Source organism: Pseudomonas sp. (assembly GCF_036387035.1).
Classification (GTDB): Bacteria; Pseudomonadota; Gammaproteobacteria; order Pseudomonadales; family Pseudomonadaceae; genus Aquipseudomonas.
Map to the genome: position 1 here is coordinate 1 of NZ_DASVUM010000105.1, position 25,153 is coordinate 25,153.

The 25,153-nt window shown below is 60.8% G+C and carries 24 protein-coding genes and 1 pseudogene; 19 read left to right on the top strand and 6 right to left on the bottom strand.

Features of this window, described 5'->3' with window-relative positions:
• On the bottom strand, positions 1-554 hold a 554-nt coding region (locus VF672_RS09700; RefSeq protein ID WP_331104097.1), incomplete at its 3' end, for an OmpA family protein.
• A 244-nt stretch (positions 555-798) separates the two neighbouring features.
• Between VF672_RS09700 and VF672_RS09705 the strand changes: the two genes are divergently transcribed.
• Together VF672_RS09705 and VF672_RS09710 are read left to right on the top strand one after the other, a co-directional pair.
• Positions 799-1,296, top strand: coding sequence for a DUF6231 family protein (locus tag VF672_RS09705; protein WP_331104099.1), 498 nt, complete (start codon positions 799-801; stop codon positions 1,294-1,296).
• A 10-nt stretch (positions 1,297-1,306) separates the two neighbouring features.
• Positions 1,307-1,780 (top strand): YchJ family protein, encoded by a 474-nt coding sequence (locus VF672_RS09710; protein WP_331104101.1) that lies wholly within the window; start codon positions 1,307-1,309, stop codon positions 1,778-1,780.
• A gap of 46 nt (positions 1,781-1,826) precedes the next feature.
• Here the strand turns inward: VF672_RS09710 and VF672_RS09715 are convergent, their stop codons facing one another.
• Positions 1,827-2,417, bottom strand: coding sequence for a hypothetical protein (locus tag VF672_RS09715; protein WP_331104103.1), 591 nt, complete (start codon positions 2,415-2,417; stop codon positions 1,827-1,829).
• A 114-nt stretch (positions 2,418-2,531) separates the two neighbouring features.
• Between VF672_RS09715 and VF672_RS09720 the strand changes: the two genes are divergently transcribed.
• The 12 genes from VF672_RS09720 to pdeM all read left to right on the top strand — a co-directional run bounded on the left by VF672_RS09720 (position 2,532) and on the right by pdeM (position 17,241).
• A complete protein-coding gene (locus VF672_RS09720) occupies positions 2,532-3,017 on the top strand; it encodes an LEA type 2 family protein (protein WP_331104105.1) in 486 nt (161 codons plus the stop codon).
• A 4-nt stretch (positions 3,018-3,021) separates the two neighbouring features.
• Positions 3,022-3,237 carry an SEC-C metal-binding domain-containing protein gene (locus VF672_RS09725; protein ID WP_331104107.1) on the top strand — a complete coding sequence of 72 codons (216 nt, stop codon included), beginning with the start codon at positions 3,022-3,024 and terminating at the stop codon, positions 3,235-3,237.
• Between the two features lie 219 nt (positions 3,238-3,456).
• Entirely contained in the window at positions 3,457-5,940 is a 2,484-nt protein-coding gene (locus VF672_RS09730) for a penicillin acylase family protein (protein ID WP_331104109.1), read from the top strand.
• A 703-nt stretch (positions 5,941-6,643) separates the two neighbouring features.
• Positions 6,644-7,678, top strand: a complete 1,035-nt coding sequence (locus VF672_RS09735) for a ligase-associated DNA damage response exonuclease (RefSeq protein ID WP_331104111.1) — start codon at positions 6,644-6,646, stop codon at positions 7,676-7,678.
• Positions 7,675-9,390 carry an ATP-dependent DNA ligase gene (locus VF672_RS09740; protein ID WP_331104113.1) on the top strand — a complete coding sequence of 572 codons (1,716 nt, stop codon included), beginning with the start codon at positions 7,675-7,677 and terminating at the stop codon, positions 9,388-9,390. Before VF672_RS09735 ends, VF672_RS09740 begins: the two co-directional genes overlap by 4 nt.
• 378 nt (positions 9,391-9,768) lie before the next feature.
• Positions 9,769-10,551 carry a transporter substrate-binding domain-containing protein gene (locus tag VF672_RS09745; protein ID WP_065992580.1) on the top strand — a complete coding sequence of 261 codons (783 nt, stop codon included), beginning with the start codon at positions 9,769-9,771 and terminating at the stop codon, positions 10,549-10,551.
• An 80-nt stretch (positions 10,552-10,631) separates the two neighbouring features.
• Positions 10,632-11,360: an ABC transporter permease gene (locus VF672_RS09750; protein ID WP_331104117.1), complete on the top strand. Its 729-nt coding sequence runs from the start codon at positions 10,632-10,634 to the stop codon at positions 11,358-11,360.
• Positions 11,357-12,067, top strand: coding sequence for an ABC transporter permease (locus VF672_RS09755; RefSeq protein WP_065992577.1), 711 nt, complete (start codon positions 11,357-11,359; stop codon positions 12,065-12,067). Before VF672_RS09750 ends, VF672_RS09755 begins: the two co-directional genes overlap by 4 nt.
• Positions 12,068-12,076: 9 nt before the next feature.
• Positions 12,077-13,195 carry a succinylglutamate desuccinylase/aspartoacylase family protein gene (locus tag VF672_RS09760; protein WP_331104120.1) on the top strand — a complete coding sequence of 373 codons (1,119 nt, stop codon included), beginning with the start codon at positions 12,077-12,079 and terminating at the stop codon, positions 13,193-13,195.
• Positions 13,196-13,207: 12 nt separating this feature from the next.
• Positions 13,208-13,972: an ABC transporter ATP-binding protein gene (locus VF672_RS09765; protein WP_331104123.1), complete on the top strand. Its 765-nt coding sequence runs from the start codon at positions 13,208-13,210 to the stop codon at positions 13,970-13,972.
• Positions 13,973-14,095: 123 nt separating this feature from the next.
• Entirely contained in the window at positions 14,096-16,588 is a 2,493-nt protein-coding gene (locus VF672_RS09770) for a ligase-associated DNA damage response DEXH box helicase (RefSeq protein ID WP_331104125.1), read from the top strand.
• Entirely contained in the window at positions 16,585-17,241 is a 657-nt protein-coding gene (gene pdeM / locus VF672_RS09775; RefSeq protein WP_331104127.1) for a ligase-associated DNA damage response endonuclease PdeM, read from the top strand. The genes VF672_RS09770 and pdeM overlap by 4 nt, the downstream gene beginning before the upstream one ends.
• Before the next feature lie 94 nt (positions 17,242-17,335).
• Here the strand turns inward: pdeM and VF672_RS09780 are convergent, their stop codons facing one another.
• Positions 17,336-17,557, bottom strand: coding sequence for a hypothetical protein (locus VF672_RS09780; protein WP_331104129.1), 222 nt, complete (start codon positions 17,555-17,557; stop codon positions 17,336-17,338).
• A gap of 109 nt (positions 17,558-17,666) precedes the next feature.
• The gene (gene dcd, locus VF672_RS09785; RefSeq protein WP_002554836.1) at positions 17,667-18,233 is read right to left on the bottom strand and encodes a dCTP deaminase; all 567 of its coding nucleotides are present in this window, start codon (positions 18,231-18,233) and stop codon (positions 17,667-17,669) included.
• 310 nt (positions 18,234-18,543) lie between these two features.
• Between dcd and VF672_RS09790 the strand changes: the two genes are divergently transcribed.
• Positions 18,544-18,753 (top strand): cold-shock protein, encoded by a 210-nt coding sequence (locus VF672_RS09790; RefSeq protein WP_014336857.1) that lies wholly within the window; start codon positions 18,544-18,546, stop codon positions 18,751-18,753.
• A gap of 168 nt (positions 18,754-18,921) precedes the next feature.
• On the opposite strand, the gene apbC is transcribed toward VF672_RS09790, so the two are convergent.
• Entirely contained in the window at positions 18,922-20,016 is a 1,095-nt protein-coding gene (gene apbC / locus VF672_RS09795) for an iron-sulfur cluster carrier protein ApbC (RefSeq protein WP_331104145.1), read from the bottom strand.
• 182 nt (positions 20,017-20,198) lie between these two features.
• Here apbC and metG point away from each other — a divergent pair, with 182 nt between their 5' ends.
• The 4 genes and pseudogenes from metG to VF672_RS09815 all read left to right on the top strand — a co-directional run bounded on the left by metG (position 20,199) and on the right by VF672_RS09815 (position 24,101).
• Positions 20,199-22,247 (top strand): methionine--tRNA ligase, encoded by a 2,049-nt coding sequence (metG, locus tag VF672_RS09800; protein WP_331104147.1) that lies wholly within the window; start codon positions 20,199-20,201, stop codon positions 22,245-22,247.
• A 67-nt stretch (positions 22,248-22,314) separates the two neighbouring features.
• Positions 22,315-23,154: pseudogene (rsxB, locus tag VF672_RS09805) on the top strand (electron transport complex subunit RsxB); the annotation flags it as partial.
• Positions 23,155-23,174: 20 nt separating this feature from the next.
• Positions 23,175-23,813, top strand: coding sequence for an endonuclease III (gene nth / locus VF672_RS09810; RefSeq protein ID WP_331104149.1), 639 nt, complete (start codon positions 23,175-23,177; stop codon positions 23,811-23,813).
• Between the two features lie 105 nt (positions 23,814-23,918).
• Positions 23,919-24,101, top strand: a complete 183-nt coding sequence (locus VF672_RS09815) for a PA3496 family putative envelope integrity protein (protein WP_331104151.1) — start codon at positions 23,919-23,921, stop codon at positions 24,099-24,101.
• Between the two features lie 102 nt (positions 24,102-24,203).
• Here the strand turns inward: VF672_RS09815 and VF672_RS09820 are convergent, their stop codons facing one another.
• Positions 24,204-24,830: a response regulator transcription factor gene (locus tag VF672_RS09820; protein WP_037012286.1), complete on the bottom strand. Its 627-nt coding sequence runs from the start codon at positions 24,828-24,830 to the stop codon at positions 24,204-24,206.
• Positions 24,831-25,153: the final 323 nt, after the last annotated feature.

Here is a 25,153-nt window from a genome sequence, read left to right on the forward strand (position 1 = left end):
GACTGCGCACGTCTTTGCGACAGTTTCTGGTTGTAGGCATCGCTGCCCACGCTGTCGGTGTGGCCGCTGACGTGGAGTTGCACGTTCGAGGCTTCGGTTTTGAGCTTGGTCGCGACCATGTCCAGTTGCTGTTTGTCACCGGGTGTCAGCGTGGCTTTGTTGAACTCGAAGTGCACATCACGGATCGTGATGGTTTCTTCTTTCGGCAGCACTACCGGGGCGGCCATGGGTTCAGGGGCCGGGGTCACGATCGGGCAACCGGTGGCATCGACCGGAGTGCCTTTCGGCGTGTCCGGGCACTTGTCCTTGCTGTTGAGGACGCCGTCACCGTCGTCATCGCCATCACCGTGGACCCAGCAATACGCGCCGGCCATCACACCCACTGCGCCGCCGAAGCCTGCCGCCACCGACGCACTCTGGAAGGCGCCGATCGCCGCGCCGCTCAGCGCGCCACCTGCCGCACACAGAGGCCAATCGGTCTTTTGCAAGCCCGCACAACCCGTCAATACACTGGTAACCAAAATCAGAGGTAACGCTGTCCGAATCATGCTCATACAGTTCTTCTCCTTTGGTATCGGCTAAAACCGACTGAAGTGCAGTAAAGACGCGTGTGGAGCCGTTCGCCACCCAGATGACAGGGGTTTTACGGGATTTCGCCGCACAACTGGGACTCTTCCTTGGGGAATAGCCTTTTGCCTTCACTCCGTACGCTTTGTCATATCCCGAAATCGAAAAGTTCAAGCACTAGGCCGCTGTCGATTGGCGCGCTAACCTTGCCCGCCTGACTGAGGATCTCCAATGACTGACCGCTTTTCCAGCCGCACGCCGCAACAGGCCTTGGCCGCCCTCCTCGACCGCTATGCGCCGAAGCGTCTGCTGCTGATTGGCGCCGAGGGTTTTCCGGCGTTGCAGGCGTTTTGCGAAGCGCATCCGCAGACCGAACTGGCTCAGGCGGGTCCCGGGCTTCTACCCCCGGATCTGGCCGGGCAGCGCTTCGACCTGGCGCTGGTGGTCGACTGCCTGGAGCACATCCCCAAACGTGCCGGGCTAGAGCTGTTGGGCGGCATCCGCAACCTTAATGCCAGCCGGATCGCCGTGCTGGCGGATCTTGATGCCTGCGGCTGGCAGCCGACAGACTTCTACTCGCTGGCCCTGCAAGCCAGTGAATGGTTTTCCCGTGAGGAACAGGTCCTCACCCTGTTCACTTACGATCTGCGCGAATACAAACAGGTGCCGGACTGGCTGAACGCGAAGTTCTGGGCCAACCCGGAAAACTACGGCAAGTACTGGTGGTGAGAATCGCATCATGAGCAGCGCGACATGCCCTTGCGGCAACGGCAATCTCCTCGAAACCTGCTGCGGCCGTTACCACGCCGGTCACCCCGCGCCGTGCGCCGAAGCGCTGATGCGTTCGCGCTATAGCGCGTATGTGCTGGGCCTCGTCGATTACTTGCTCGACACCACATTGCCGGCGCAAAAGGCCGGGCTGGATCGTGATGCGATAAGCCAGTGGAGCGCCCGGAGCACCTGGCTGGGCCTTGAGGTCGAGGGCGCCGAGTTGATCGGCAGCCAGCCTGAACATGCGTTCGTGACATTCACCGCGCGCTGGCACGATGCCGACGGCGAGCACCGCCACCGCGAGCGCTCGGCATTCGTGCAGCATCAGGGCCGCTGGTATTTCATAGACCCTACGGTGTCGCTCAAGGCCGGTCGTAATGACGCCTGTCCGTGCGGCAGCCAACAGAAGTTCAAGAAGTGCTGTTCGGCGTATCTGAGCTGATCTCCACACCGCAAGACATCACCAATCATTCAATCACGGGCAGCCCTCATGCCAGCCTGATGTGGGAAACGTCCGGCACCAGCACGTGCTCGACCGGCCTGTCCTGACCCAGATCGGCGCCCGCCGGGGCCAGGCTCAAACCGGACAGGTCCAGCTGGGGCGCACGCGGCGGCGTTTTCGGGTCTTGCACGTCCTGCCCCGGTTCAGACAGCGTGAAATCAGGCGCCTCGACGTCGACGAATGCTGCCATGTAGACATCGCGTGGCTTGACGCTGGCTTTGCGCATCGGTGTGGTGTCAGTGCTCGGCCCCGTCGGGCTTGAGGGCTTGCGCGTCCAGGTCGGCTGGTCCGGCGGAGGCGCCAGTTCCACCTCTTCCACTTCCACCAGACCCGGCGCTTCCACCACCGGGGCCATTGGCACGACTTGCGCCATCGCCCCCGCACGTTCAAGGGTCGCGCGGTACTTTTCGGCCGCGGCCTCATCCAGGTTGTTTTTCAGGACCAAGCGACGACCGGAGAACAACAACGCGATGCGCTGAGCGTCCGCCTGGAACAGCTTGGCCATGTTCGCCTCCACCCGATCCGGCTGTGCGCCCGGGACCAGTTGGCCGGAAAATACGATTTCATAGAGCTTCATGGTCAATACTCCTTCGACACATGGCGCGAGTATGGCGCAGGCTGTGGAGAACGGCGAGTCACGTGCAGTGGCCGTCAGACCGGGCATATCAGACCGGACATAAGGGAGCGACCCATGATGTATGCAGCACACGTCCTCAGAATCGCAGGCCTCTGCGCGTTGCTGGCGCTGTCCGGCTGCTCGACCTGGATCACGGGCGGTTTCGAAGACCCCGACGTCAAATTGCTCAAGGTTGAAGTGGTCAAGGCCAAGTTGTTGCGCCAGGACTTCAAGCTGCGCTTCAGGGTGGACAACCCCAATGATTCGAGTCTGCTGGTCCGCGGCCTGCGCTACAAGATCCTGCTCAACGACATGTTGCTCAGCGAAGGCGTCTACAGTGACTGGTTCATCGTCAAAGCCAACAGCCACAAAAACTTCTCTGTGCCCATCCGCACCAACCTGTGGGAACACCTCAAAGACATCTCCAAGGTCCTCGGCAAGCCCAATCAACCGGTCCATTACCGTCTGGAAGGCAAGCTCAAGACCGGATTTTTATTCGGACACAGCGTGCGCATCGGGCGCAATGGCGACATAATCCCCGGCGATTTGATTCCGGAGTGACCCCATGAACCAGCAAGCCCACGTACACGGTCCCGATTGCGACCACGATCACGATCATGCTCACGCTCACGACCATCATCATGACCACGGCCACGTGCATGGCCCCCATTGCAACCACGCGCCTCAAGAGCCGGTGCGCAACACGCTCAAGGACGTCGGCCGCAATGACCCCTGCCCTTGCGGCAGCGAGAAAAAATTCAAGAAATGCCACGGTGCTTGATCGCCGTACCCTGTTCCACGGCCTGAATCTTCAGGCCGTTTTTATGTGTGCGATAGGCGTTTGAGCGCACAAAGCTGCCTCAGTCTGGATGGCATGCCGGAACAACCTCCGCTGCGCACCGAAACGCCCGAAAATAAACTCCCTTCTCCGGCTTGCGTGGCGCCCGCCTGCTCTCTAACGTAGCGCCTTTTCTACGTCCACCCCCGCAGGAGCTTCATCATGGCCTCGCCAGCCCTTTCAACCTTGAAAACGCGCATGAGCGCGGCCGCTGCCATGATCGGGTTCCTGAGCCTGGCCGGTTGTCAGCTGGGCGGTGAAGACCGCGACAGCCTGCCGCCCGCCAGCGGGGTGTTCGCCATTAAAGGGCTGGCGCAAAACGTTTCGATTCGCCGCAATAATCTGGGAATGCCGCTGATCGAAAGCAGCACGTTCCATGACGCGCTGTTCACCCTCGGGTATGTCCACGCCAGTGATCGCATCACGCAAATGATGCAGATGCGCCTGCTCGCCCAAGGCCGACTGTCGGAAATCGCAGGGCCGGGCGCCCTCGATCTCGACCGCATGATGCGCGCCGCCAATCTCAAACAAACCGCCGGCCAGCTGTACAACGCCTCTTCGCCGCGCCTCAAGCGCTTCTTCGAGGTCTACGCCCGCGGCGTCAACGCTTACCTGTTCCGCTATCGCGACAAGCTGCCGTCTGACCTCGCGGATTCGGGTTACAAGCCTGAATACTGGAAGCCGGAAGACTCTGCGCTGATCTTCAGCCTGCTCAACTTCAGCCTGTCGGTGAACCTGCAGGAAGAGCTTTCATCGCTGGTCCTCGCGCAGAAAGTCGGCCCCGACAAGCTGGCCTGGCTGCTGCCGACGTACCCCGACGAAGCACTGCCGTTCGCTGAAGCCGACAAGCTCAAAGGCCTGAACCTGGGCAGCCAACTGCCGGGCCTGAGCGATCTGGACAAAGCGGCGCAGCAGCTGTCCGACCTCAACCTGCTGGGCGTTTCAGCCTCGAACAACTGGGTGATCTCGCCCCAGCGCGCGCGTGCTGGCAAGAGCCTGTTGGCCACCGACAGTCAATTGGCGCCGACCCTGCCGTCGATGTGGAATTTCGTGCAGATCCGCTCGCCGAAATACCAGGCCGCAGGCGCGACTGTAGCGGGCCTGCCGCTGGTGTTGTCGGGCTTCAACGGCAAACTGGCCTGGGGAATGGGCCCGGCGATGGGCGATAACCAGGACCTTTTTCTGGAGAAGCTCAAGCGCGAAAACAACCGCCTGATGGTCATAGCCGACGGCAAGTGGGTGGCGGCGGGTGCGCATGAGGAAACTTACTTCATCAAAGGCCAGAGCCCGGTGCGCGAGCCCGCGTACGAAACCCGTCATGGCCCGCTGCTCAACGCAAGCGCTGCTCAACTGGCCAGCGGTTTGGGCATTGCACTGCAGACGCCAGACGCCAAGGACGACAAAACCCTCGACGCCCTCTTCGACCTGACCCGTGCGGCAAACGTCCAGCGCGCGTTCGACACCACCCGGGAAATCCGCGCCATTACCCTGAACATGGTGTTCGCCGATGCGTCCAACACCGGTTGGCAAGTGACCGGCAAATACCCGAATCGGCGCGACGGGCTCGGCCTGATCCCGTCGCCGGGCTGGGATGGCCGGTTTGACTGGGACGGTTACGCCGACGCCATGCTGCATCCCTACGATCAGGACTCGCAACAAGGCTGGATCGCCACAGCCAACCAGCGCACCGTGCCGAAAGGCTATGGCATGCAATTGTCCAATTCGTGGGATTACCCGGAGCGCGCCGAGCGCATCGCTGAACTGGCCAACGCCAGCAAGCAGGACACGCGCAGCACCGTCGGTATGCAGTACGACCAGACCACGACGTTTGCCGCCAAACTCAAGAAAATGTTCGCCGCGCCCGGCATGTCTGCGCCGCTTAAACAAGCCATCGACGCATTGCCAGCGCCAGACCGCGACAAAGCCCGCGAAGCGCTGGGCCGCCTGATGGCGTTCGACGGACGGCTTTCGCCTGTTTCTGCGGATGCGGCCGTTTACGAGCTGTTTTTGCAAGAAAGCGCGCGTCAGACCTTCCTCGATGAACTTGGCCCGGAAACCAGCCCAGCCTGGAAGGCTCTTGTGCAGAGTGCGGACTTGTCTTACTCGCCACAGGCCGACCACCTGCTGGGCCGTGAAGACAGTCCGTACTGGGACGACGTGAAAACGCCGCAGAAAGAAGACAAACCCGCCATTCTGGCTCGCAGCCTCGCTGCCGCGATTACTGTGGGCGAGAGCCAGTTGGGCGCCGATCACAAAGCCTGGCAGTGGGGCAAACTGCACCAGATCGTCTGGACCTCCCAAAGCGCCCAACTGACCGCCGCGCTGGGCGGAAGCAAAGCAAGCGTAATCAAAGGCCCGATCGCCACCGGCGGCGACCACACCACGCTTAACGCTTCGGGTTTCCACTGGGGCCAAGACTTCAACGCAGCCGTCGTCCCGGCCATGCGCATCATCGTCGACTTCGCCCAGCAAGAACCGATGATGGCGCAAAACGCCGCCGGCCAATCCGGCAACCCCGCCAGCCCCTACAACGCCAACGGCATCGACCCTTGGATGAAAGGCCTGTACATGTCAGTGCCGATGCAACCCGAGAACTTCGAAAAAGCCTACGGCAAACAACGCCTGACCCTGACGCCCGGCAAGTAAATCGCGGCGTGTTCCAGGATGACGCGGAGCGTCAAACAATGCGTTCCCACGCAGAGCGTGGGAACGCTCTAGCGCACAGCGTGGGAACGATCCCGTGTTGAACCGCATAAAGAGAGGGTGCCCAAACCGGCCCCTTCCCGGCTAAAGCCGGTCCCACTAAAAACAGCAGCGCGTGCAGCCAGTTGGACCGGATGTACCCGTCCCTTGCCGGCTAAAGCCGGTCCCACAAAAAGCAATGCGCGCATCAATAAGACCGGCGGCGCCCCGTAGGACCGGCTTTAGCCGGGAAGCTTTTGATCCGCTTTTGATCTTCAGACACAGATAGCCCAGTCACCGCCAATCGCGACTTGGGTGCAGGCTGAACGCAGGTCTCGCGCAGCGGGCCGAGCCGCATGGAGGCGGCGAGAGCGCCGTCAGGACATGGATGTCCGTTCGGCGCGGGCCCACGGAGCGAGATCGGAGTGAAGGAACCCCGACGCAGGAGGGGCCAAACCAGGAGCAAGCACCCTTGGTTACTTGGGGTGCCTTTCCAAGTAACTCGCCGAAGGCGAAACCCGAGGCCGTTAGGCCGACGCTCTTGATCTGGATCTACATCCGGATCCAACCGAGATTCTGGATAAACACGCAGCGATACGAAGCACCTCGACCGAACTTCTGCGACCCGCCACCGCTCTACCTGACAAGTCCCCAAACCGGTCAAACCATGGATCTCGTCATTGCTCGCCCCGAAGGCCTTTACTGCCCGCCCGGTGATTTCTACATCGATCCGTGGCGCCCGGTCGAACGCTCCGTCATCACCCACGCCCACGGCGACCACGCCCGCACCGGCAACCAGCATTACCTCGCCGCCGCGCCAGGCGAAGGCATCTTGCGCTCCCGACTCGGCCAGGACATCAACCTTCAAACCCTTGCCTACGGCGAAAGCATCACCCACCACGGCGTCAAACTCAGCCTCCACCCAGCCGGCCACGTCCTCGGCTCCGCCCAGGTCCGCCTCGAATACCAGGGCGAAATCTGGGTCGCCTCCGGCGACTACAAAGTCGAACCCGACGGCACCTGCGAACCCTTCGAACCCGTGCGCTGCCACACCTTCATCACCGAATCCACCTTTGGCCTGCCGATCTACCGCTGGCAGCCCCAGTCGGAAATTTTCGCCGGCATCAACGAATGGTGGCGCGCCAATGCCGCCGCGGGTAAAGCCAGCGTCCTGTTCGCCTACTCATTCGGCAAAGCCCAACGCATCCTTCACGGCATCGATTCCAGCATCGGTCCGATCCTCGTCCATGGCGCCGTCGAACCGCTGAACCGCGTCTACCGTGAAGCCGGCGTGCGCATCCCGGAAACCCAATACGCCGGCGACTTCAAGAAAACCGATCCCGCGTTGCGCAGCGCCCTGATCGTCGCGCCGCCCTCGGCCGGCGGAAGTACCTGGATGCGCCGTTTCGGTGAATTCAGTGACGCCTTCGCCAGTGGCTGGATGATGCTGCGCGGCACCCGACGTCGGCGCGGCGTCGACCGCGGTTTCGCCCTCTCCGACCACGCCGACTGGCCGGGCCTGCTCTGGGCCATTGAAAACACCGGCGCCGAAAGGGTCATGGTCACCCACGGCTCGGTGGCCGTGCTGGTGCGCTACCTGCGTGAATCCGGGCTCGACGCCCAAGGCTTCTCCACCGAATACGGCGACGAAGAAGACGACGCAGCCGCCAAGACCGAGCCCACAGAAGAGGCCGCCCCATGAAGGCCTTCGCCGAACTGTATTCCGACCTCGATGCCACCACCTCCAGCAACGCGAAACTGGCGGCCATGCAGGCTTATTTCAGCAAGGCAGCGCCCGAAGACGCAGCCTGGGCCGTGTATTTCCTGGCGGGCGGACGGCCAAGGCAACTGGTGCCGACGCGCATGTTACGTGAGCAGGCGCTCCTGCTGTCTGGATTGCCGGAATGGTTATTCGAGGAGAGTTATCAGGCTGTGGGTGATCTGGCAGAGACCTTGTCACTGCTGCTCCCCCCAGCCAGACACAGCTCGGAAGAAGGCCTGGCCAGCTGGATGGAAAACCACCTGCTGCCCCTGCGTGGCTTGCCGCCGGAAGAACTGCTTGAGCGATTACCCACGTTCTGGTCGCAACTGGACCCGCAAAGCCTGATGGTCTGTCTGAAACTCATCACCGGCAGCTTCAGGGTCGGCGTCTCCAAGCTGCTGGTCACCCGCGCCCTCGCCGCGCTGGGCGATATCGACAGCAAGCGCGTGGCCCAACGGCTCGTGGGCTACACCGATCTTTCTCATCGCCCCAGCGCCGAGGGCTATTTGAAGCTGATCGTCGAAGAATCGGCAGACGAACACGCTCAACGCGGCGGCCGGCCGTACCCGTTTTTTCTCGCCCACTCCTTGCAGCAACCCGTCGATCAATTCGAGGGCCTGCTGGGGGCCGCCGAGAATTGGCAGGTGGAATGGAAATGGGACGGCATCCGCGCGCAAGTGGTCAAGCGCGAAGGTCGCTTGTGGATCTGGTCCCGCGGTGAAGAGCTGGTCACGGACCGCTTCCCGGAACTGCACAGCCTGACCCAGTGTTTGCCCGACGGCACCGTGATCGATGGCGAAATCGTGGTCTGGAAAGCCGCGCCTGCGCCAGGCCCGGAAGACAGCGACTTTGCCCTGGAAACGCCTGCGCCCGGTACGCCTGGCGAAGCCACCCCCTCGGTGCAGCCCTTCGCCCTGCTGCAACAACGCATTGGCCGCAAGACCCTGGGCAAGAAGATTCTGGAAGACGTCCCCGTGGTCGTGCTGGCCTATGACCTGCTGGAGTGGGAAGGCCACGACTGGCGTAGTCGCCCGCAACACGAACGGCGCACGCAATTGGAACAGGTCATTGCCGATGCCCGCAGCCCGGTTCTGATGCCCTCCCCTGTGTTGACCGGCACGGACTGGCTGGACCTCGGCCGGCAGCGCGAGGCTTCGCGGAGTCTCGGCGTGGAAGGGATGATGCTCAAGGCACGGGATTCCATGTACGGCGTGGGCCGCACCAAGGACATGGGCGTGTGGTGGAAATGGAAAATCGATCCATTCAGCGTTGATGCTGTGCTGATCTACGCCCAGCGCGGCCATGGCCGTCGCGCCAGTCTGTACAGCGATTACACGTTCGCGGTCTGGGACGGCCCGCCGGAGTCCAGTGAACGGACACTGGTGCCCTTCGCCAAAGCCTACTCGGGCCTGACCGATGAAGAGATGCGCAAAGTCGATGCGATCATCCGCAAGACCACCGTCGAGAAGTTCGGGCCGGTCCGAAGTGTTACCCCGACCCTGGTGTTCGAGCTGGGCTTCGAGGGCATCGCCCTGTCGAAACGGCACAAGAGCGGCATCGCCGTTCGCTTCCCCAGAATGCTCCGCTGGCGACTCGACAAACCGGTGGCCGAAGCCGACAGCCTGGCGACGCTGCAAGACCTGTTGTCCTGAGCACCGTCGCGGTGCGCGGACCTGGTTCAAGGTCATCCCAAATGCGCTGAAATGGGGCGCATCTCACGGCCAACATTCCGATACCAAGCCCCGCCAGGCGTTTCGAATCTTCACCGAACGTCACTGAGCCGGCCGGGCCACCCCATCGCTGCAACTTTTTCGCCCACTCTCAACGGGATACGGCTACTCTGCCGGTGCCTGCGGGACCCCAAAAAAAGGCAAAAGATGGCGCTGAGTCATCATTGCGACAACTCCGTACATTTAAAACGCGCGTTCGTTTGTTTGGTTCGGAAATTGCTGTCTATTTGCGGTCTGGCTTTTGCCGGTAGCAAGCCTTCGCGTGTTCCCAACGCTCAATTTGGTTTTAAGGACTGAACGATGAAAAAAGCATGGCTGACCCTTTCCGCACTCGCCATCTGTCTGGCCGCCGGTAACGCAATGGCCAAGGAGTACAAGGAGCTGCGTTTCGGCGTCGATCCTTCCTACGCGCCATTCGAATCCAAAGCCGCCGATGGCAGCCTGGTGGGCTTCGATATCGACCTGGGCAACGCGATCTGTGCTGAACTGAAGGTCAAGTGCAAGTGGGTCGAAAGCGATTTCGACGGCATGATTCCTGGCTTGAAAGCCAACAAGTTCGACGGCGTGATTTCTTCCATGACCGTGACCCCGGCCCGAGAAAAAGTCATCGACTTCTCCAGCGAACTGTTCTCCGGCCCTACCTCGCTGGTCTACAAAAAAGGCTCCGGCCTGAGCGCTGACACCGCGTCGCTCAAAGGCAAGACCGTGGGTTACGAGCAAGGCACCATCCAGGAAGCCTACGCCAAGGCCGTTCTGGACAAGGCGGGCGTGAAAACCCAGGCCTATGCCAACCAGGACCAAGTGTATGCCGACCTCGTATCGGGTCGTCTGGACGCATCGGTTCAAGACATGCTGCAAGCCGAGCTGGGCTTCCTGAAGTCGCCACAAGGCGGTGACTACGAAGTCAGCAAGCCAATCGACGATCCTCTGCTGCCAGCCAAAACCGCGGTCGGTATCTCGAAAGGTAACAAGGACCTGAAAGCGCTTTTGGACAAAGGCATCAAAGCACTGCACGATGACGGCAAGTACGCCGAGATCCAGAAGAAGCACTTTGGCGATCTGAATCTGTACAGCGGTAAATAAGCAAACAGACGCCCGTCAATTTCAGCCAGAATCCCCCGCTGAAGTTCACGGGCGTTTTTTATTGACTGTATAGGTTGCACATGTTCGAAACTCTCCTGCAAAACCTGGGACTGTCAGCGTTCAGCCTGAAAGGCTTCGGCCCGCTGCTGCTGCAAGGCACCTGGATGACCGTCAAATTATCGGTAATGTCGCTGCTGCTGGCCATTGTGCTCGGCCTGCTGGGCGCCAGTGCCAAACTGTCAAAAGCCGCCGTGTTGCGCGTTCCGGCTCAGGTCTACACCACCCTGATCCGTGGCGTACCGGATCTGGTACTAATGCTGTTGATTTTCTACAGCCTGCAAACCTGGCTGACCACGCTGACCGAAGCGATGGAATGGGATTACATCGAAATCGATCCGTTCTCTGCTGGCGTCATCACATTGGGCTTCATTTATGGGGCGTACTTCACCGAGACTTTCCGCGGTGCGATTCTTGCCGTACCGCGCGGACAGGTCGAAGCCGCCACGGCCTACGGGCTTAGCCGCTCCCAGCGCTTTCGTCTGGTCGTGTTCCCGCAGATGATGCGCTTCGCTCTGCCGGGCATCGGCAACAACTGGCAAGTGGTGCTCAAGGCCACTGCGCTGGTGTCGATCATCGGCCTGGCTGACCTGGTCAAGGCCGCGCAGGACGCCGGCAAGAGCACGTATCAGCTGTTTTATTTCCTGGTGCTCGCCGCACTGATCTATCTGGTCATTACCAGCGTCTCCAACTTTGCCCTGCGCTGGGCCGAACGACGTTATGCCGCCGGTAGCCGGGAGGCTCAGCGATGATCGAATTGCTCCAAGAGTACTGGCGCGCCTTCCTTTATACGGACGGCCAGAACATCACCGGCCTGGCCATGACGATGTGGCTGCTCAGCGCCTCCATCGCCATTGGTTTCATCGTGTCGATTCCCTTGTCCATCGCCCGCGTATCGCGCAACCCGCTGGTGCGCTGGCCGGTGCAGTTCTATACCTACTTGTTCCGAGGGACGCCGCTCTACATTCAGCTGCTGATTTGCTACACCGGGATTTACAGCATCGCCGCCGTGCGCGAGCAGCCCATGCTCGGGGCGTTTTTCCGCGACGCGATGAATTGCACCATCCTGGCCTTCGCCCTGAACACCTGCGCCTACACCACGGAGATTTTCGCCGGTGCGATTCGCAGCATGAACCACGGCGAAGTCGAGGCGGCCAAGGCTTACGGTCTGACCGGCTGGCGTTTGTACACCTACGTGATCATGCCGTCCGCGCTGCGCCGCTCGCTGCCTTATTACAGCAACGAAGTGATCCTGATGCTGCACTCGACCACCGTGGCCTTTACCGCCACCGTGCCGGACATCCTCAAGGTCGCGCGCGACGCCAACTCGGCCACCTTCCTGACGTTCCAGTCGTTCGGCATCGCGGCGCTGATCTACCTTACCGTCACGTTCATTCTGGTGGGCCTGTTCCGATTGGCGGAACGCCGCTGGCTGGCCTTCCTCGGCCCGACTCACTAGGAACCCTGCATGCGACACCAGACCCATGATCTGCTGGCCCCGGTGCCAGGCACCGCGCGGCAGATCCACAGTTTTCACTACGGCCCGGAACACGGCGCCTGCAAGATTTACATCCAGTCGTCACTGCACGCCGACGAACTGCCGGGGATGCTGGTTTCCTGGTATCTGAAGCAGCGATTGGCCGAGCTCGAAAACGCCGGGCAGTTGCTCGGCGAAGTGGTGGTGGTCCCGGTGGCCAACCCCGTTGGTCTTGAGCAGGTCCTGATGGACATGCCGCTGGGCCGCTACGAGCTTGAAAGCGGGCAGAACTTCAATCGCCGCTTCGTCGACCTCGGCCAGCAGGTTGGCGATGAGGTCGAATCGCGACTGACCGATGATCCCGAGCAAAATGTCGCGCTGATTCGCAACACCTTGCTGACGGCACTGAACGACTGCGTCGGCAGCACTCAGCTGGAGTCCCAGCGCCTGACGCTGCAACGCCTGGCCTGTGACGCCGATGTGGTGCTGGACCTGCATTGTGATTTCGAATCTGTCGAGCACCTGTACACCACGCCTGAGGCCTGGCCGCAGGTTGAGCCGCTTTCGCGTTATCTCGGGGCACAGGCCAGCCTGTTGGCGACCGACTCGGGTGGGCAGTCCTTCGACGAATGCTTCACCCTGGTCTGGTGGCAGCTGCAGCAACGGTTTGCCAAGCGCTTCCCGATCCCGCTGGGCAGCTTTTCCGTGACCCTGGAGTTGCGCGGTCAGGGTGATGTCAATCACGCCCTGGCCAGCCGCGATTGTCAGGCGATCCTCAGCTACCTGATGCACCACGGCGCCATTGCCGGCGAGCCGGTTGCGCTGCCTGAACTGATTTACCCGGCGACGCCGCTGGCCGGCGTCGAACCTGTCGCCACGCCGGTTGGGGGTCTGCTGGTGTTCTGCACACTGCCCGGCGAATACGTCGAGGCGGGGCAATTGATCGCTGAGGTCATCGACCCGATCAGCGACACAGTGACCCCGATCCGCACGGCCAACGCCGGCCTTATGTACGCCCGCTCATTGCGACGCATGGCGACCGCCGGCATGGTCATCGCCCATGTCGCCGGCAACGAAGCCTACCGCAGCGGCTACTTACTTTCTCCTTGAGGACTGCCCTTCATGTACAAACTGACCATCGATGGCCTGCATAAAAGCTACGGTGACCACGAGGTGCTCAAAGGGGTATCGCTGAAGGCCAGCGTCGGCGACGTGATTTGCCTGATCGGCGCCAGCGGCTCGGGCAAGAGCACGTTCCTGCGCTGCATCAATTTTCTCGAGCAACCCAATGACGGCGCCATGAGCCTGGACGGCCAGCAAGTGCGCATGGTCAGCGACACCGGCGGCATGCGCGTCGCTGACCCCGCCGAGCTGCAGCGGATTCGCACGCGCCTGGCCATGGTGTTCCAGCACTTCAACCTGTGGAGCCACATGACGGTGCTGGAAAACATCACCATGGCCCCGCGCCGGGTGCTCGGCGTGTCGAAGGTCGAAGCCGAGGCCCGCGCGCGCAAATACCTGGACAAGGTCGGGCTGCCCTCACGCGTCGCCGACCAATACCCTGCGTTTCTCTCCGGCGGCCAGCAGCAGCGCGTGGCCATCGCCCGGGCGCTGGCAATGGAACCGGAAATCATGCTGTTCGACGAACCCACCTCAGCGCTCGACCCGGAACTGGTAGGCGAAGTGCTGAAGGTGATTCAAGGCCTGGCTGAAGAAGGCCGGACCATGATTCTGGTGACCCACGAGATGGGCTTCGCGCGCAAAGTCGCCAATCAGGTGGTGTTTCTGCATCAGGGCCAGATCGAGGAAATGGGCCACCCTGACGACGTGCTGGGCAGCCCGAAAAGCGAGCGCCTGCAGCAGTTTTTGAGCGGCAACCTGAAATAACCGGCGGGTCAGTATTGATAGCGCCGGCGCATTGCCGCCGGCGATATCGATCCAAACGGATATTCCATCAAACTATTGCATCCTTTCAGCGGTCTCTGACTTAACCCCTCCCAGAGCCTGCGCATGCCTAAAGCCGTCAATTTCGCCAAGCGCTGGTTCGCTGAGCGTGGCTGGAAACCCTTCCCGTTTCAGAAAGAAGTCTGGGCGGCGGTGGCTCGCGGCGAGTCGGGCCTGTTGCACGCCAGCACGGGTGCGGGCAAGACGTACTCGGTATGGTTTGCCGCCCTCAACCAATTCGCCCGCACCGTGCCCGAGCCCGCTGATCAGAAGCCGCGCAAGCGCAAGCCTGTTGCTGCGCCGCTCAGCGTGCTTTGGATCACGCCCATGCGCGCCCTCGCCGCCGACACGGCGCGCGCGCTGGAAGCCCCGCTGCACGACTTGCAGATCCCCTGGAGCGTCGGCCTGCGAACGGGCGATACCAGCAGCAGCGAACGCGCCAGGCAAGGGCGACGCCTGCCCTCCGCGCTCATCACCACGCCAGAAAGCCTGACCCTGCTCCTGACCCGCGCCGATGCGCAGGCGACAATGTCGACACTGAAGATGGTTGTCGTCGATGAATGGCACGAGCTGATCGGCAACAAACGCGGCATCCAGCTGCAACTGGCGTTGGCGAGGCTGCGCCAGTGGAATCCGGCGCTGGTGGTGTGGGGCCTTTCCGCGACCCTCGGCAACCAGGCGCACGCGCAGCAGGTGCTGGTGGGCGATCACGGCACCACCGTCCACGGCAAAGTGGTCAAGGAGTTGATCGTCGACACACTGCTGCCGCCGTCCATCGAGCGCTTCCCCTGGGCCGGACACATGGGACTGCGGATGCTTCCGCAGGTGCTGGCCGAGGTCGACAGCTGCGCCAGTTGCTTGCTGTTCACTAACACCCGGGCGCAGTCGGAAGTCTGGTATCAGGCGCTGCTTGAAGCGCGCCCGGACTGGGCCGGACTGATCGCCCTTCATCACGGCTCGCTGTCCCGGGAGGTTCGCGACTGGGTTGAGCGCGCGCTGAAAGAAGGCCATCTGAAAGCCGTGGTCTGCACCTCCAGCCTCGACCTCGGCGTGGATTTCCTGCCGGTCGAGCGCGTGCTGCAGATCGGCTCGGCGAAGGGCGTCGCACGGTTAATGCAACGTGCCGGACGTTCCGGCCACGCGCCCGGGCGGCCGTCACGTATCACGCTGGTGCCCACCCACAGTCTGGAGCTGGTAGAGGCCGCCGCGGCCCGCGACGCGGTCAATGCGCGCTTGATAGAACCTCGCGAATCGCCCCACAAGCCGCTGGATGTGCTCGTACAGCACTTGGTGAGCATGGCCCTCGGCGGCGGCTTTACGCCTAACGCGCTACTGGCCGAGATCCGCAGCGCTTGGGCGTACCGCGACCTGACGGATGAGGAATGGGAGTGGGCGCTGGCATTCGTGCGCTACGGTGGCCTGTCGCTGACGGCGTACCCGGACTATCGCCGCGTCGAGCCCGACGAAGACGGCATCTGGCGTGTTCCGGATGCGAGGCTGGCTCGCCGCCACCGCATGAGCGTGGGCACCATCGTCAGCGACGCCAGCATCAACGTGAAGTATTGGAGCAAGGGCGGCGGTGGCGGGTCGCTTGGCAGCGTCGAAGAAGGGTTCATCGCCCGATTGAAACCCGGAGACGGGTTTCTGTTCAGCGGGCGCCTGTTGGAGTTGGTGCGCGTTGAGAACATGACCGCGTACGTGAAAAAGGCGACGGGCAAGAAAGCCGCAGTGCCACGCTGGAATGGTGGGCGGATGCCCCTTTCCAACGAACTGGCAGACGCCGTCGTGGAGAAATTCGATGCCGCTGCCCGGGGCGACTTCAGCAGTCCCGAGATGCACATCGTCAGCCCACTGCTCGAAGTGCAACGGCAATGGTCAGCATTGCCGCGCAAGGACACGCTGTTGGCCGAAGTGCTGAAGTCCCGTGAAGGCTGGCATTTGTTTCTGTACCCCTTCGCCGGGCGGCATGTGCACCTGGGGCTGGCGAGCCTGCTGGCCTGGCGACTGAGCCGCGACACGCCGCTGACGTTCTCCATCGCCGTAAACGACTATGGCTTCGAGTTGCTCAGCGCCACCCCGATCGACTGGAACGAGCGCCTCACGACCCGGCTGTTTTCCGAAGACGAGTTGCTCGCCGATATCATTGCCAGCCTCAACGCCGGTGAACTGGCACTGCGCCGGTTCCGGGAAATCGCACGCATCGCCGGGCTGGTATTTTCGGGCTATCCCGGCGCTCCGAAGAGCAATCGGCAACTGCAGGCCTCCAGCGGTCTGTTCTTCGAAGTGTTCAAACAATACGACGCGGGTAATTTGTTGCTGAGCCAGGCTCAAGAAGAAGTGCTGCGGCAGGAGCTTGATGTTGCCCGTCTTGAGCAAACCCTTAGCCGTATCAACCAACGGACCCTGGATTTACACGTGATCAAACGCCCCACCCCCATGGCCTTTCCGCTGCTGGTCGAGCGAATGCGCGAAAGCCTGAGCACCGAGAAACTCTCCGACCGCATAACGCGCATGGTCAGTGATCTGGAAAAGGCCGCAGGGCCTGAGGTCATGACGTGAGGCCGTACCTCTCCATCCAGCTAGCGGGTGCGGAGCTTTGGTTACTGGCGGACAAAGCCATCTATTACCCCGCCGAGCGTGCGCTACTGATCGCCGACGCCCACTTTGGCAAAGCGGCGGCCTATCGGCGTCTGGGCCAGCCGGTGCCCCATGGCACCACAGACGACAACCTCCAGCGCCTGGATGCCTTGCTGGACAGCTATGACTGCGAGCGGCTGATTTTTCTGGGGGATTTTCTGCACGCCCCGGAATCCCACGCAGCGGGCACTCTGTCCGCCATTCAGGCGTGGCGCGACAAACATCACACCCTGGGCATTACATTGATTCGGGGGAACCACGACAAACGTGCCGGCGACCCGCCCCCGGAGTTGCGCATCGACGTCGTCGAGGAGCCAATGTTCCTCGGGCCCTATGCGCTACAACATGAACCTGACCCGCACCCTGACTTTCATGTCCTGGCGGGCCACGTGCATCCGGCCTACCGGTTATACGGACGCGGACGCCAGCGGTTGCGGTTGCCCTGCTTCTACGTGTTGCCGCGCGTGAGCCTGCTCCCGGCGTTCGGCGCGTTCACAGGGGGCATGAACATCGATCGGGCCGAGAACAGCAAGGTTTACGTGGTGGGGGATGGAGCGGTGTGGGAGGCGGTTTAAGAAAAACCGGACGACGGCATCACGCACTTTTATGGATGAGCGGGCATTACAACAGGAAGTGTCCCGCCGCTGCACAAACAGCGGCGGAGCGGAATCAGGCCACCGGCGCGGGAGGCGGCTCGTCTGGCAATGTAGGCACGCCACCTTCGTCAGGCTGCGGATTTTCGTTCGGGCTATCCGGATCTGGCTGGCCGGGAATGCCTGCGGCAACCATGTTATTGAGGTGCGGATGCGCTAACAGCGACCAAGCCAGCAACCCAACCTGATTGGGACTCGGGTCGGTTACATTGCTGCTGGTGTTGATGTGTCTCTTCATAGGGCACTCCTGAGCGTTGGCCCCAGCCGCATGGTGCGGATGGGAACAGTTCAGTCAATAGAGTGCGAAATCCGAGACAAATTCACTGACGAGGTGACAAACGTCGCGATTACGTGCGTGGGAGGGTAACGCCGCGCTGGCCTTGATACTTGCCGCCACGGTCCTTGTAGGACACTTCACACTCTTCGTCGGATTCCAGGAACAGCATCTGAGCGACGCCTTCATTGGCGTAAATCTTCGCTGGCAACGTCGTGGTGTTGGAAAACTCCAGAGTCACGTGACCTTCCCACTCAGGCTCAAGGGGCGTGACGTTGACGATGATGCCGCAGCGCGCGTAGGTGCTCTTGCCCAGGCAAATCGTCAGGACGTTACGCGGAATGCGAAAATATTCGACGGTGCGAGCCAGTGCAAACGAGTTGGGGGGAATGATGCAGACGTCACTTTTGATGTCGACAAAACTTTTTTCATCGAAATTCTTCGGGTCGACGGTGGCCGAATTGATGTTGGTGAACACCTTGAATTCGTCGGCACAACGTACGTCATAGCCGTAGCTTGAGACACCGAAAGAGATCACCCGATCGGCGCCTTCGCCGCGCACCTGACGCTCCACGAACGGCTCGATCATGCCGTGTTCCTGCGCCATGCGGCGAATCCACTTGTCCGATTTGATGCTCATGGCGGTGTCCTGAATAGCGAGGTGAAAAAGATGTCCGGTATCTTACCGGGCGAACGCTCCGGGTTCAAAGATTGCGCGCCGTGCGCATTAAAGGCGTTGCGCCATACTCAGAAAAAATCGCGAAGAGCCCCTTTGCACATCCGAAAAAAAGGGGTAAGGTGGCTCCACTGTGTTGCTTGTGTCACTGAGAATATCTACACGATGTTGAATTTCGATCCAACCATCTCCAAGAATTTTTCCTGCTCTTTGCACTCAGTCTCGGCCAGGGCACTTCCTGAGTCGCAGTTAACTTTGTCCAAGGAGATACACCATGTCTAATCGCCAAACTGGTACCGTTAAGTGGTTCAACGATGAAAAAGGCTTCGGCTTCATCACTCCACAATCCGGTGACGACCTGTTCGTTCACTTCAAAGCAATCCAATCTGACGGCTTCAAAAGCCTGAAAGAAGGCCAGCAGGTCTCTTTCGTCGCTACCCGCGGCCAGAAAGGCATGCAAGCTGAAGAAGTTCAAGTTATCTAACTTGTACTGATTTGCTTAAAAGACCCCGCCCTCAAAAGCGGGGTTTTTTTATGCCTGTCAGAAAGGCATCCGTGCCCGTCTTTTCTACACCCTTCAGCTTCGATCCTCCACCGCGAAGTGCCGACCCTCTCAGCACATCGCGTCTGTAGCCTTTTTTGATCCAGCGCCTCAATCGTCGCTTTCAGAGATGCTCGGCAACTCCGCAGCTGCGGCTTCCTGCAGCACGATGCGCGCACCCACATGACGGGCCAGTTCCTGATAAACCATCGCGATCTGACTCTCAGGCTCGGCAACCGCCGTCGGCTTGCCGCTATCGGCCTGCTCGCGAATCAGCATGGACAGTGGCAGCGAGGCCAGCAGCTCGACGCCGTACTGCGTCGCCAGCTTCTCCCCGCCGCCTTCGCCAAACAAATGCTCGGCATGCCCGCAGTTTGAGCAGATATGCACGGCCATGTTCTCGACCACACCTAGCACCGGAATGTTGACCTTGCGGAACATCTCAACGCCCTTTTTCGCGTCCAGCAGCGCCAGGTCCTGCGGGGTCGTAACGATGACTGCGCCCGCGACCGGGACTTTCTGGGCGAGGGTCAACTGGATATCGCCAGTGCCCGGCGGCATATCGATGACGAGATAATCGAGATCATTCCAGGCCGTCTGGGTCACGAGCTGCAGCAGCGCGCCGGAGACCATCGGTCCTCGCCAGACCATCGGCGTGTTGTCGTCGGTCAGAAACGCCATGGACATCACCTCAATGCCATGGGCTTCGATGGGCACGAACCACTTCTGATCCTTGATCTTCGGGCGTGTGCCCTCGGCAATGCCAAACATCACACCCTGGCTGGGGCCATAGATGTCGGCGTCGAGAATACCCACGCGAGCGCCTTCGCGCGACAGCGCCAACGCCAGGTTTGCCGCCGTCGTGGACTTGCCCACGCCACCCTTGCCCGACGCGACGGCAACGATGTTCTTCACGTTGGCCAAACCGGGGATCTGCCCGAGGGCTTTGTGCGGGTGAATCACTGACGCGACCTGAACACTGGCCGATGCGACGCCGTCCAGCCCTTCAATTGCCATCTGCAGCGTCTGCGCCCAGCCGTTTTTGAACAACGCGGCCGCGTAACCCAGTTCCAACTGGACGGTCACGCGATTCCCATCGATCTCGATGGCGCGCACGCACCCGGCGCTGACCGGGTCTTGATTCAAATAAGGGTCGGTGTACTGGCGAAGGACGGCTTCCACCGTTGCGCGATTGACGGCGCTCATGGGTGACTCCCCTGAAAGAGTGACTAAAACAGGCGGCCATCCTACCTCTTATGTCCGACAAGGGCGCGATGACGTTTCCCTTCAATCCTTGAAGCAGATTCCGACATGCCGCGCGGGATGAAAAAAAACGCTCAGACCTTTATAGTGGCCGACCTCCGTTTCACTTCAAGTAGCCGAGCCCAATGTCCGAGCCACGCAAGATTCTCGTCACCAGCGCCCTGCCCTATGCCAATGGTTCCATTCACCTTGGCCACATGCTCGAGTACATCCAGACCGACATGTGGGTGCGCTTTCAGAAGCACCGCGGCAACCAGTGCATTTATGTGTGTGCGGACGACGCCCATGGTTCGGCAATCATGCTGCGCGCCGAAAAAGAAGGCATCACGCCTGAGCAGCTGATCGCCAATGTGCAGGCCGAGCACAGCGCCGACTTCGCAGACTTCCTGGTGGATTTCGACAATTTCCACTCGACCCACGCTGACGAAAACCGCGAACTGTCGAGCCTGATCTACACTCGCCTTCGCGACGCCGGCCATATCGCCACACGCTCGGTGACACAGTATTTCGACCCGGAAAAGAAAATGTTCCTGGCCGACCGCTTCATCAAAGGCACCTGCCCGAAATGCGGCACCGAAGACCAATACGGCGACAACTGCGAGAAGTGCGGCGCCACCTACGCCCCGACTGATCTGAAGGACCCGAAGTCCGCGATCTCCGGCGCGACGCCAGTGCTTCGAGACTCCAAGCATTTCTTCTTCGACCTGCCTGCGTTCGACGCCATGCTCAAGGGCTGGACGCGAAGCGGCACGTTGCAGGACGCCGTGGCGAACAAGCTCTCCGAGTGGCTGGACTCCGGTCTGCAGCAGTGGGACATCTCCCGCGACGCGCCGTATTTCGGCTTCGAGATTCCCGATGAGCCGGGCAAGTACTTCTACGTGTGGCTGGATGCTCCGATCGGCTACATGGCGAGCTTCAAGAACCTGTGCGCCCGCCGTCCGGAGCTGGACTTCGACGCGTTCTGGCACAAGGACTCGACCACCGAGCTCTACCACTTCATCGGCAAAGACATCGTTAATTTCCATGCCTTGTTCTGGCCAGCAATGCTCGAAGGCTCGGGCTTCCGCAAGCCTACCGGTATCAACGTGCACGGCTACCTGACCGTCAATGGCCAGAAGATGTCGAAATCCCGCGGCACCTTCATCAAGGCGCGTACGTACCTTGAACACTTGTCGCCGGAATACCTGCGGTACTACTACGCGGCCAAGCTGGGCCGTGGCGTCGACGATCTGGACCTGAACCTTGAAGACTTCGTGCAAAAGGTCAACTCTGACCTGATCGGTAAAGTGGTGAACATCGCCAGCCGTTGCGCGGGCTTCATTCACAAAGGCAATGCGGGCTTGCTGGTTGCCGGTAATGCAGAACCCGAATTGACCGATGCGTTTCACGCCGCAGCGCCGAGCATTGCCGAGGCGTACGAGGCGCGTGATTTTGCGCGGGCGATGCGTGAGATCATGGCGCTGGCCGACCGCGCCAACGCCTGGATCGCGGACAAGGCGCCCTGGTCGCTGGCCAAGCAGGAAGGCAAACAGGACGAGGTTCAGGCGATCTGCGCCCTGGGCATCAACCTGTTCCGTCAGTTGGTGATCTTTCTGAAGCCCGTGCTGCCCCATCTTGCCGCGGACGCCGAGCAGTTCCTCAACGTGGCGCCGCTGACGTGGAATGATCACCAGACCCTGCTGAGCAATCATCAGCTCAACCCGTTCCAGCCGCTGATGACCCGTATTGACCCCGTAAAGGTGCAAGCCATGACCGACGCATCGAAAGAAGACCTGGCCGCAAGCGCCACTGATACAGGTGCGGCACCACAGGGTAACGGTGAGCTGACGAAAGACCCACTCTCCCCCGAGATCGACTTTGACGCCTTCGCGGCGATTGATTTGCGTGTCGCGCTGATCGAGAAAGCCGAGCACGTCGAAGGTGCCGACAAGCTGCTGCGCTTGACCCTGGATATCGGCGACGAGAAGCGCAACGTCTTCTCCGGCATCAAGAGCGCGTACCCGAACCCGTCCGAGCTGGAGGGCCGACTGACCATGATGATCGCCAACCTGAAGCCGCGGAAGATGCGCTTCGGCATCTCGGAAGGCATGGTCATGGCGGCGGGTCCCGGCGGTGAGGAGATTTACCTGCTGAGCCCTGACAGCGGCGCCAAGCCGGGCCAGCGCATCAAGTAATCCGCCCCGAACCGTACCATTCTGCACGTTATCGACGGCCCGCTCGGGTCGTCGATCTGGTCCAAGCATGAGCCTGATTCAGCGCATCGACGCCCTGTTGCCGCAAACTCAATGCGGGAAGTGCGGCCATCCAGGTTGCAAGCCGTACGCCGAGGGCGTGGCGACCGGCGAAGCCATCAACAAGTGTCCACCCGGTGGCGATGAGACCATTGCAGCGCTGGCTCGACTGCTCGATGTGCCCGTCCTGCAACTCGATATCGAGCGTGGCAGCGCGCCGGCGCAAGTGGCTTTCATCCGTGAGGCAGAGTGCATCGGTTGCACCAAGTGCATTCAGGCCTGCCCTGTGGACGCCATCGTTGGCGCCGCCAAACTGATGCACACCGTCATCGTTGACGAGTGCACGGGCTGCGACCTGTGCGTTGCCCCCTGCCCGGTCGACTGCATCGACATGCTTCCGTTGCCGGCGGACTCCGTGCCTTTCATTGGCGGTCACGCCACGGATGAGACGCAGCGAGCCGCCAGAGCCGTCAAACGCAGTCGTGGACGGCATCGCTTCGACGCGCGCGCCGACCGGATACAACGCGAAGAACAGCGACGCCAGACCGAGCGCCTGGCCCGGCAGCAAAGGACTGGCATGCCTGCCGCGACTGCGACTGCGCAGCCAAATCCGGCGCAGGCTGCCCTGGCACGCCTCCGCGCAACGCCATCGAATGGGAGTGACACTGCCTTGAAGCAGGCTCGCGCACAGGTCGCCATGAGCAGAGCGCAACTGTTGAAATCGCTGAAAGCCTTTGGTCACCCGCCCATCGCCGAACACGCCGCGCAGCTCGTGCAATTGCAGCGCAGTCTTGACGAGGCCGAGCAGGCGCTCGCTCGATTGCAGCACCCGGCGCCGACAGCACCGTCTTCTCAGGAAACACCCACGCCATGAACGCCGTAAAACGCCTCGAGATCTTTCGTCGTTTGCACGAAGACAATCCCGACCCCAAAACCGAACTGGCCTACACCACGCCGTTCGAGTTACTGATCGCCGTCATCCTTTCGGCGCAGGCTACCGACGTCAGCGTCAACAAGGCCACGGCACGCCTGTACCCGGTCGCCAATACACCCCAGGCGATTTACGCATTAGGTGTCGAGGGTCTGTCTGCCTACATCAGGACCATCGGTCTGTATAACAGCAAGGCCCGGAACGTGATCGAAACGTGCCGCCTGCTGATGGAACGACACGATGGGGAGGTGCCGCAGAGCCGTGAGGCCCTTGAAGCGCTCCCCGGTGTGGGCCGCAAGACCGCGAACGTAGTGTTGAACACGGCGTTTCGCCAACTGGCGATGGCCGTCGACACGCACATCTTCCGTGTCAGCAACCGCACCGGCATCGCGCCCGGGAAGAATGTGGTGGAAGTTGAAACCAGGCTGATGAAGTTCGTGCCCAGGGATTACCTCATGGACGCGCACCACTGGCTGATCCTTCACGGGCGTTACGTCTGTATCGCGCGTAAGCCGCGATGCGGAAGTTGCCGGATCGAGGACCTGTGCGAGTACAAGGCGAAGACCTCGGACGATTGAACGATAGCGTCTGAGGGCTTCGATCGATATAAAAAAACGTTTTTACCCGCGCAGTTTTTGTCGCTATAAGGAGCGCCAACGACTATTCACGCCTGAGGCTGAATCATGAGCGATGAAAAAGACACCATCGAAGTTGACGATGACTTCGTGATTGAAGAACCGGAAGAAGTCACGCCCGTACCAGCAGAGACCGCCAAGACCAATCTCAGCAAGCGCCGCACCATCGATAACATGCTCGAAGAGCGTCGCCTGCAACGACAGCTTGCGGATTATGATTTCGATTTCTGACGCTCATTCCAGGCGCTGTGCCTGAAGCCTCTCCAGACAGAGAGGCCTGGGCAACAGCCATGAGCGCATAGCGCTGCGTCGCAGCACCGCATTGCTCAGCCATCAAACAAGCCCGTTGCGCTGCGCGAGCTCGATGAGGTCGACCAGCGAATGCGCATTAAGTTTGAGCAACAGGCGCGTTTTATAGGTGCTGACGGTTTTGTTGCTCAGGAACATGCCGTCGGCGATCTCCTTGTTGGTCTTGCCTCGCGCCAACTGCTGCAGCACCATCATCTCCCTTCCGGAAAGACGGTCCACCATCTCCGCCTCACTGGCATTGCCCAGACTGGATCGCACCGTATGCAGCGCCTGATTGGGGAAGTAACTGTAGCCGGACAACACCGCTTTGATGGCGCTGAGCAATTCCGTCAGATCCTGCTGCTTGCAGACATAACCCGCCGCGCCAGCCTGCATGCACCGCATTGAAAAATGCCCGGGTGCCTGGGAAGTCAGAATCAGCACTTTGAAAGCCAGTGTCATTGCCGACAATCGGGCGATAACCTCCAGGCCGTCAAGCTTGGGGATACCGATGTCCAGAATGACAATGTCCGGCAGGTGCTCGCGCGCCAGTTGTAACGCATCCACGCCGTTATCCGTCTCGGCAATGACTTCGTAGCCATGACGTTCCATCAACATGCGTACGGCGAGCCTAATGACAGGGTGATCATCCACGATCAACACTTTATTCATGAGCAGTCCATTCTTCGCTGTTCGAATTTTCAGAGCCCGCACAATAGCTTAGTCGTTTAGTGCTTTGCATGGCGCTCCTCCCTGCAGACCAGCAGGCAAAGACCTTTCTCACTCAACCAACAGAAAAATCCTACAAAACCTGCCCTATCCGCACTATTTGCAACAATGTTCAATCACGTATCAGTACGTGACAGCATAATTTACGAGATCGCAAGCGGTTATTTTTCAATCCTGAATACGCTGTGCATTTTGGCGATATGAATGCAGGCGGCCTGCTCATGCTGCCCCAACGTCGAGCGGCAACACGCAGCCGCCGTCGACGG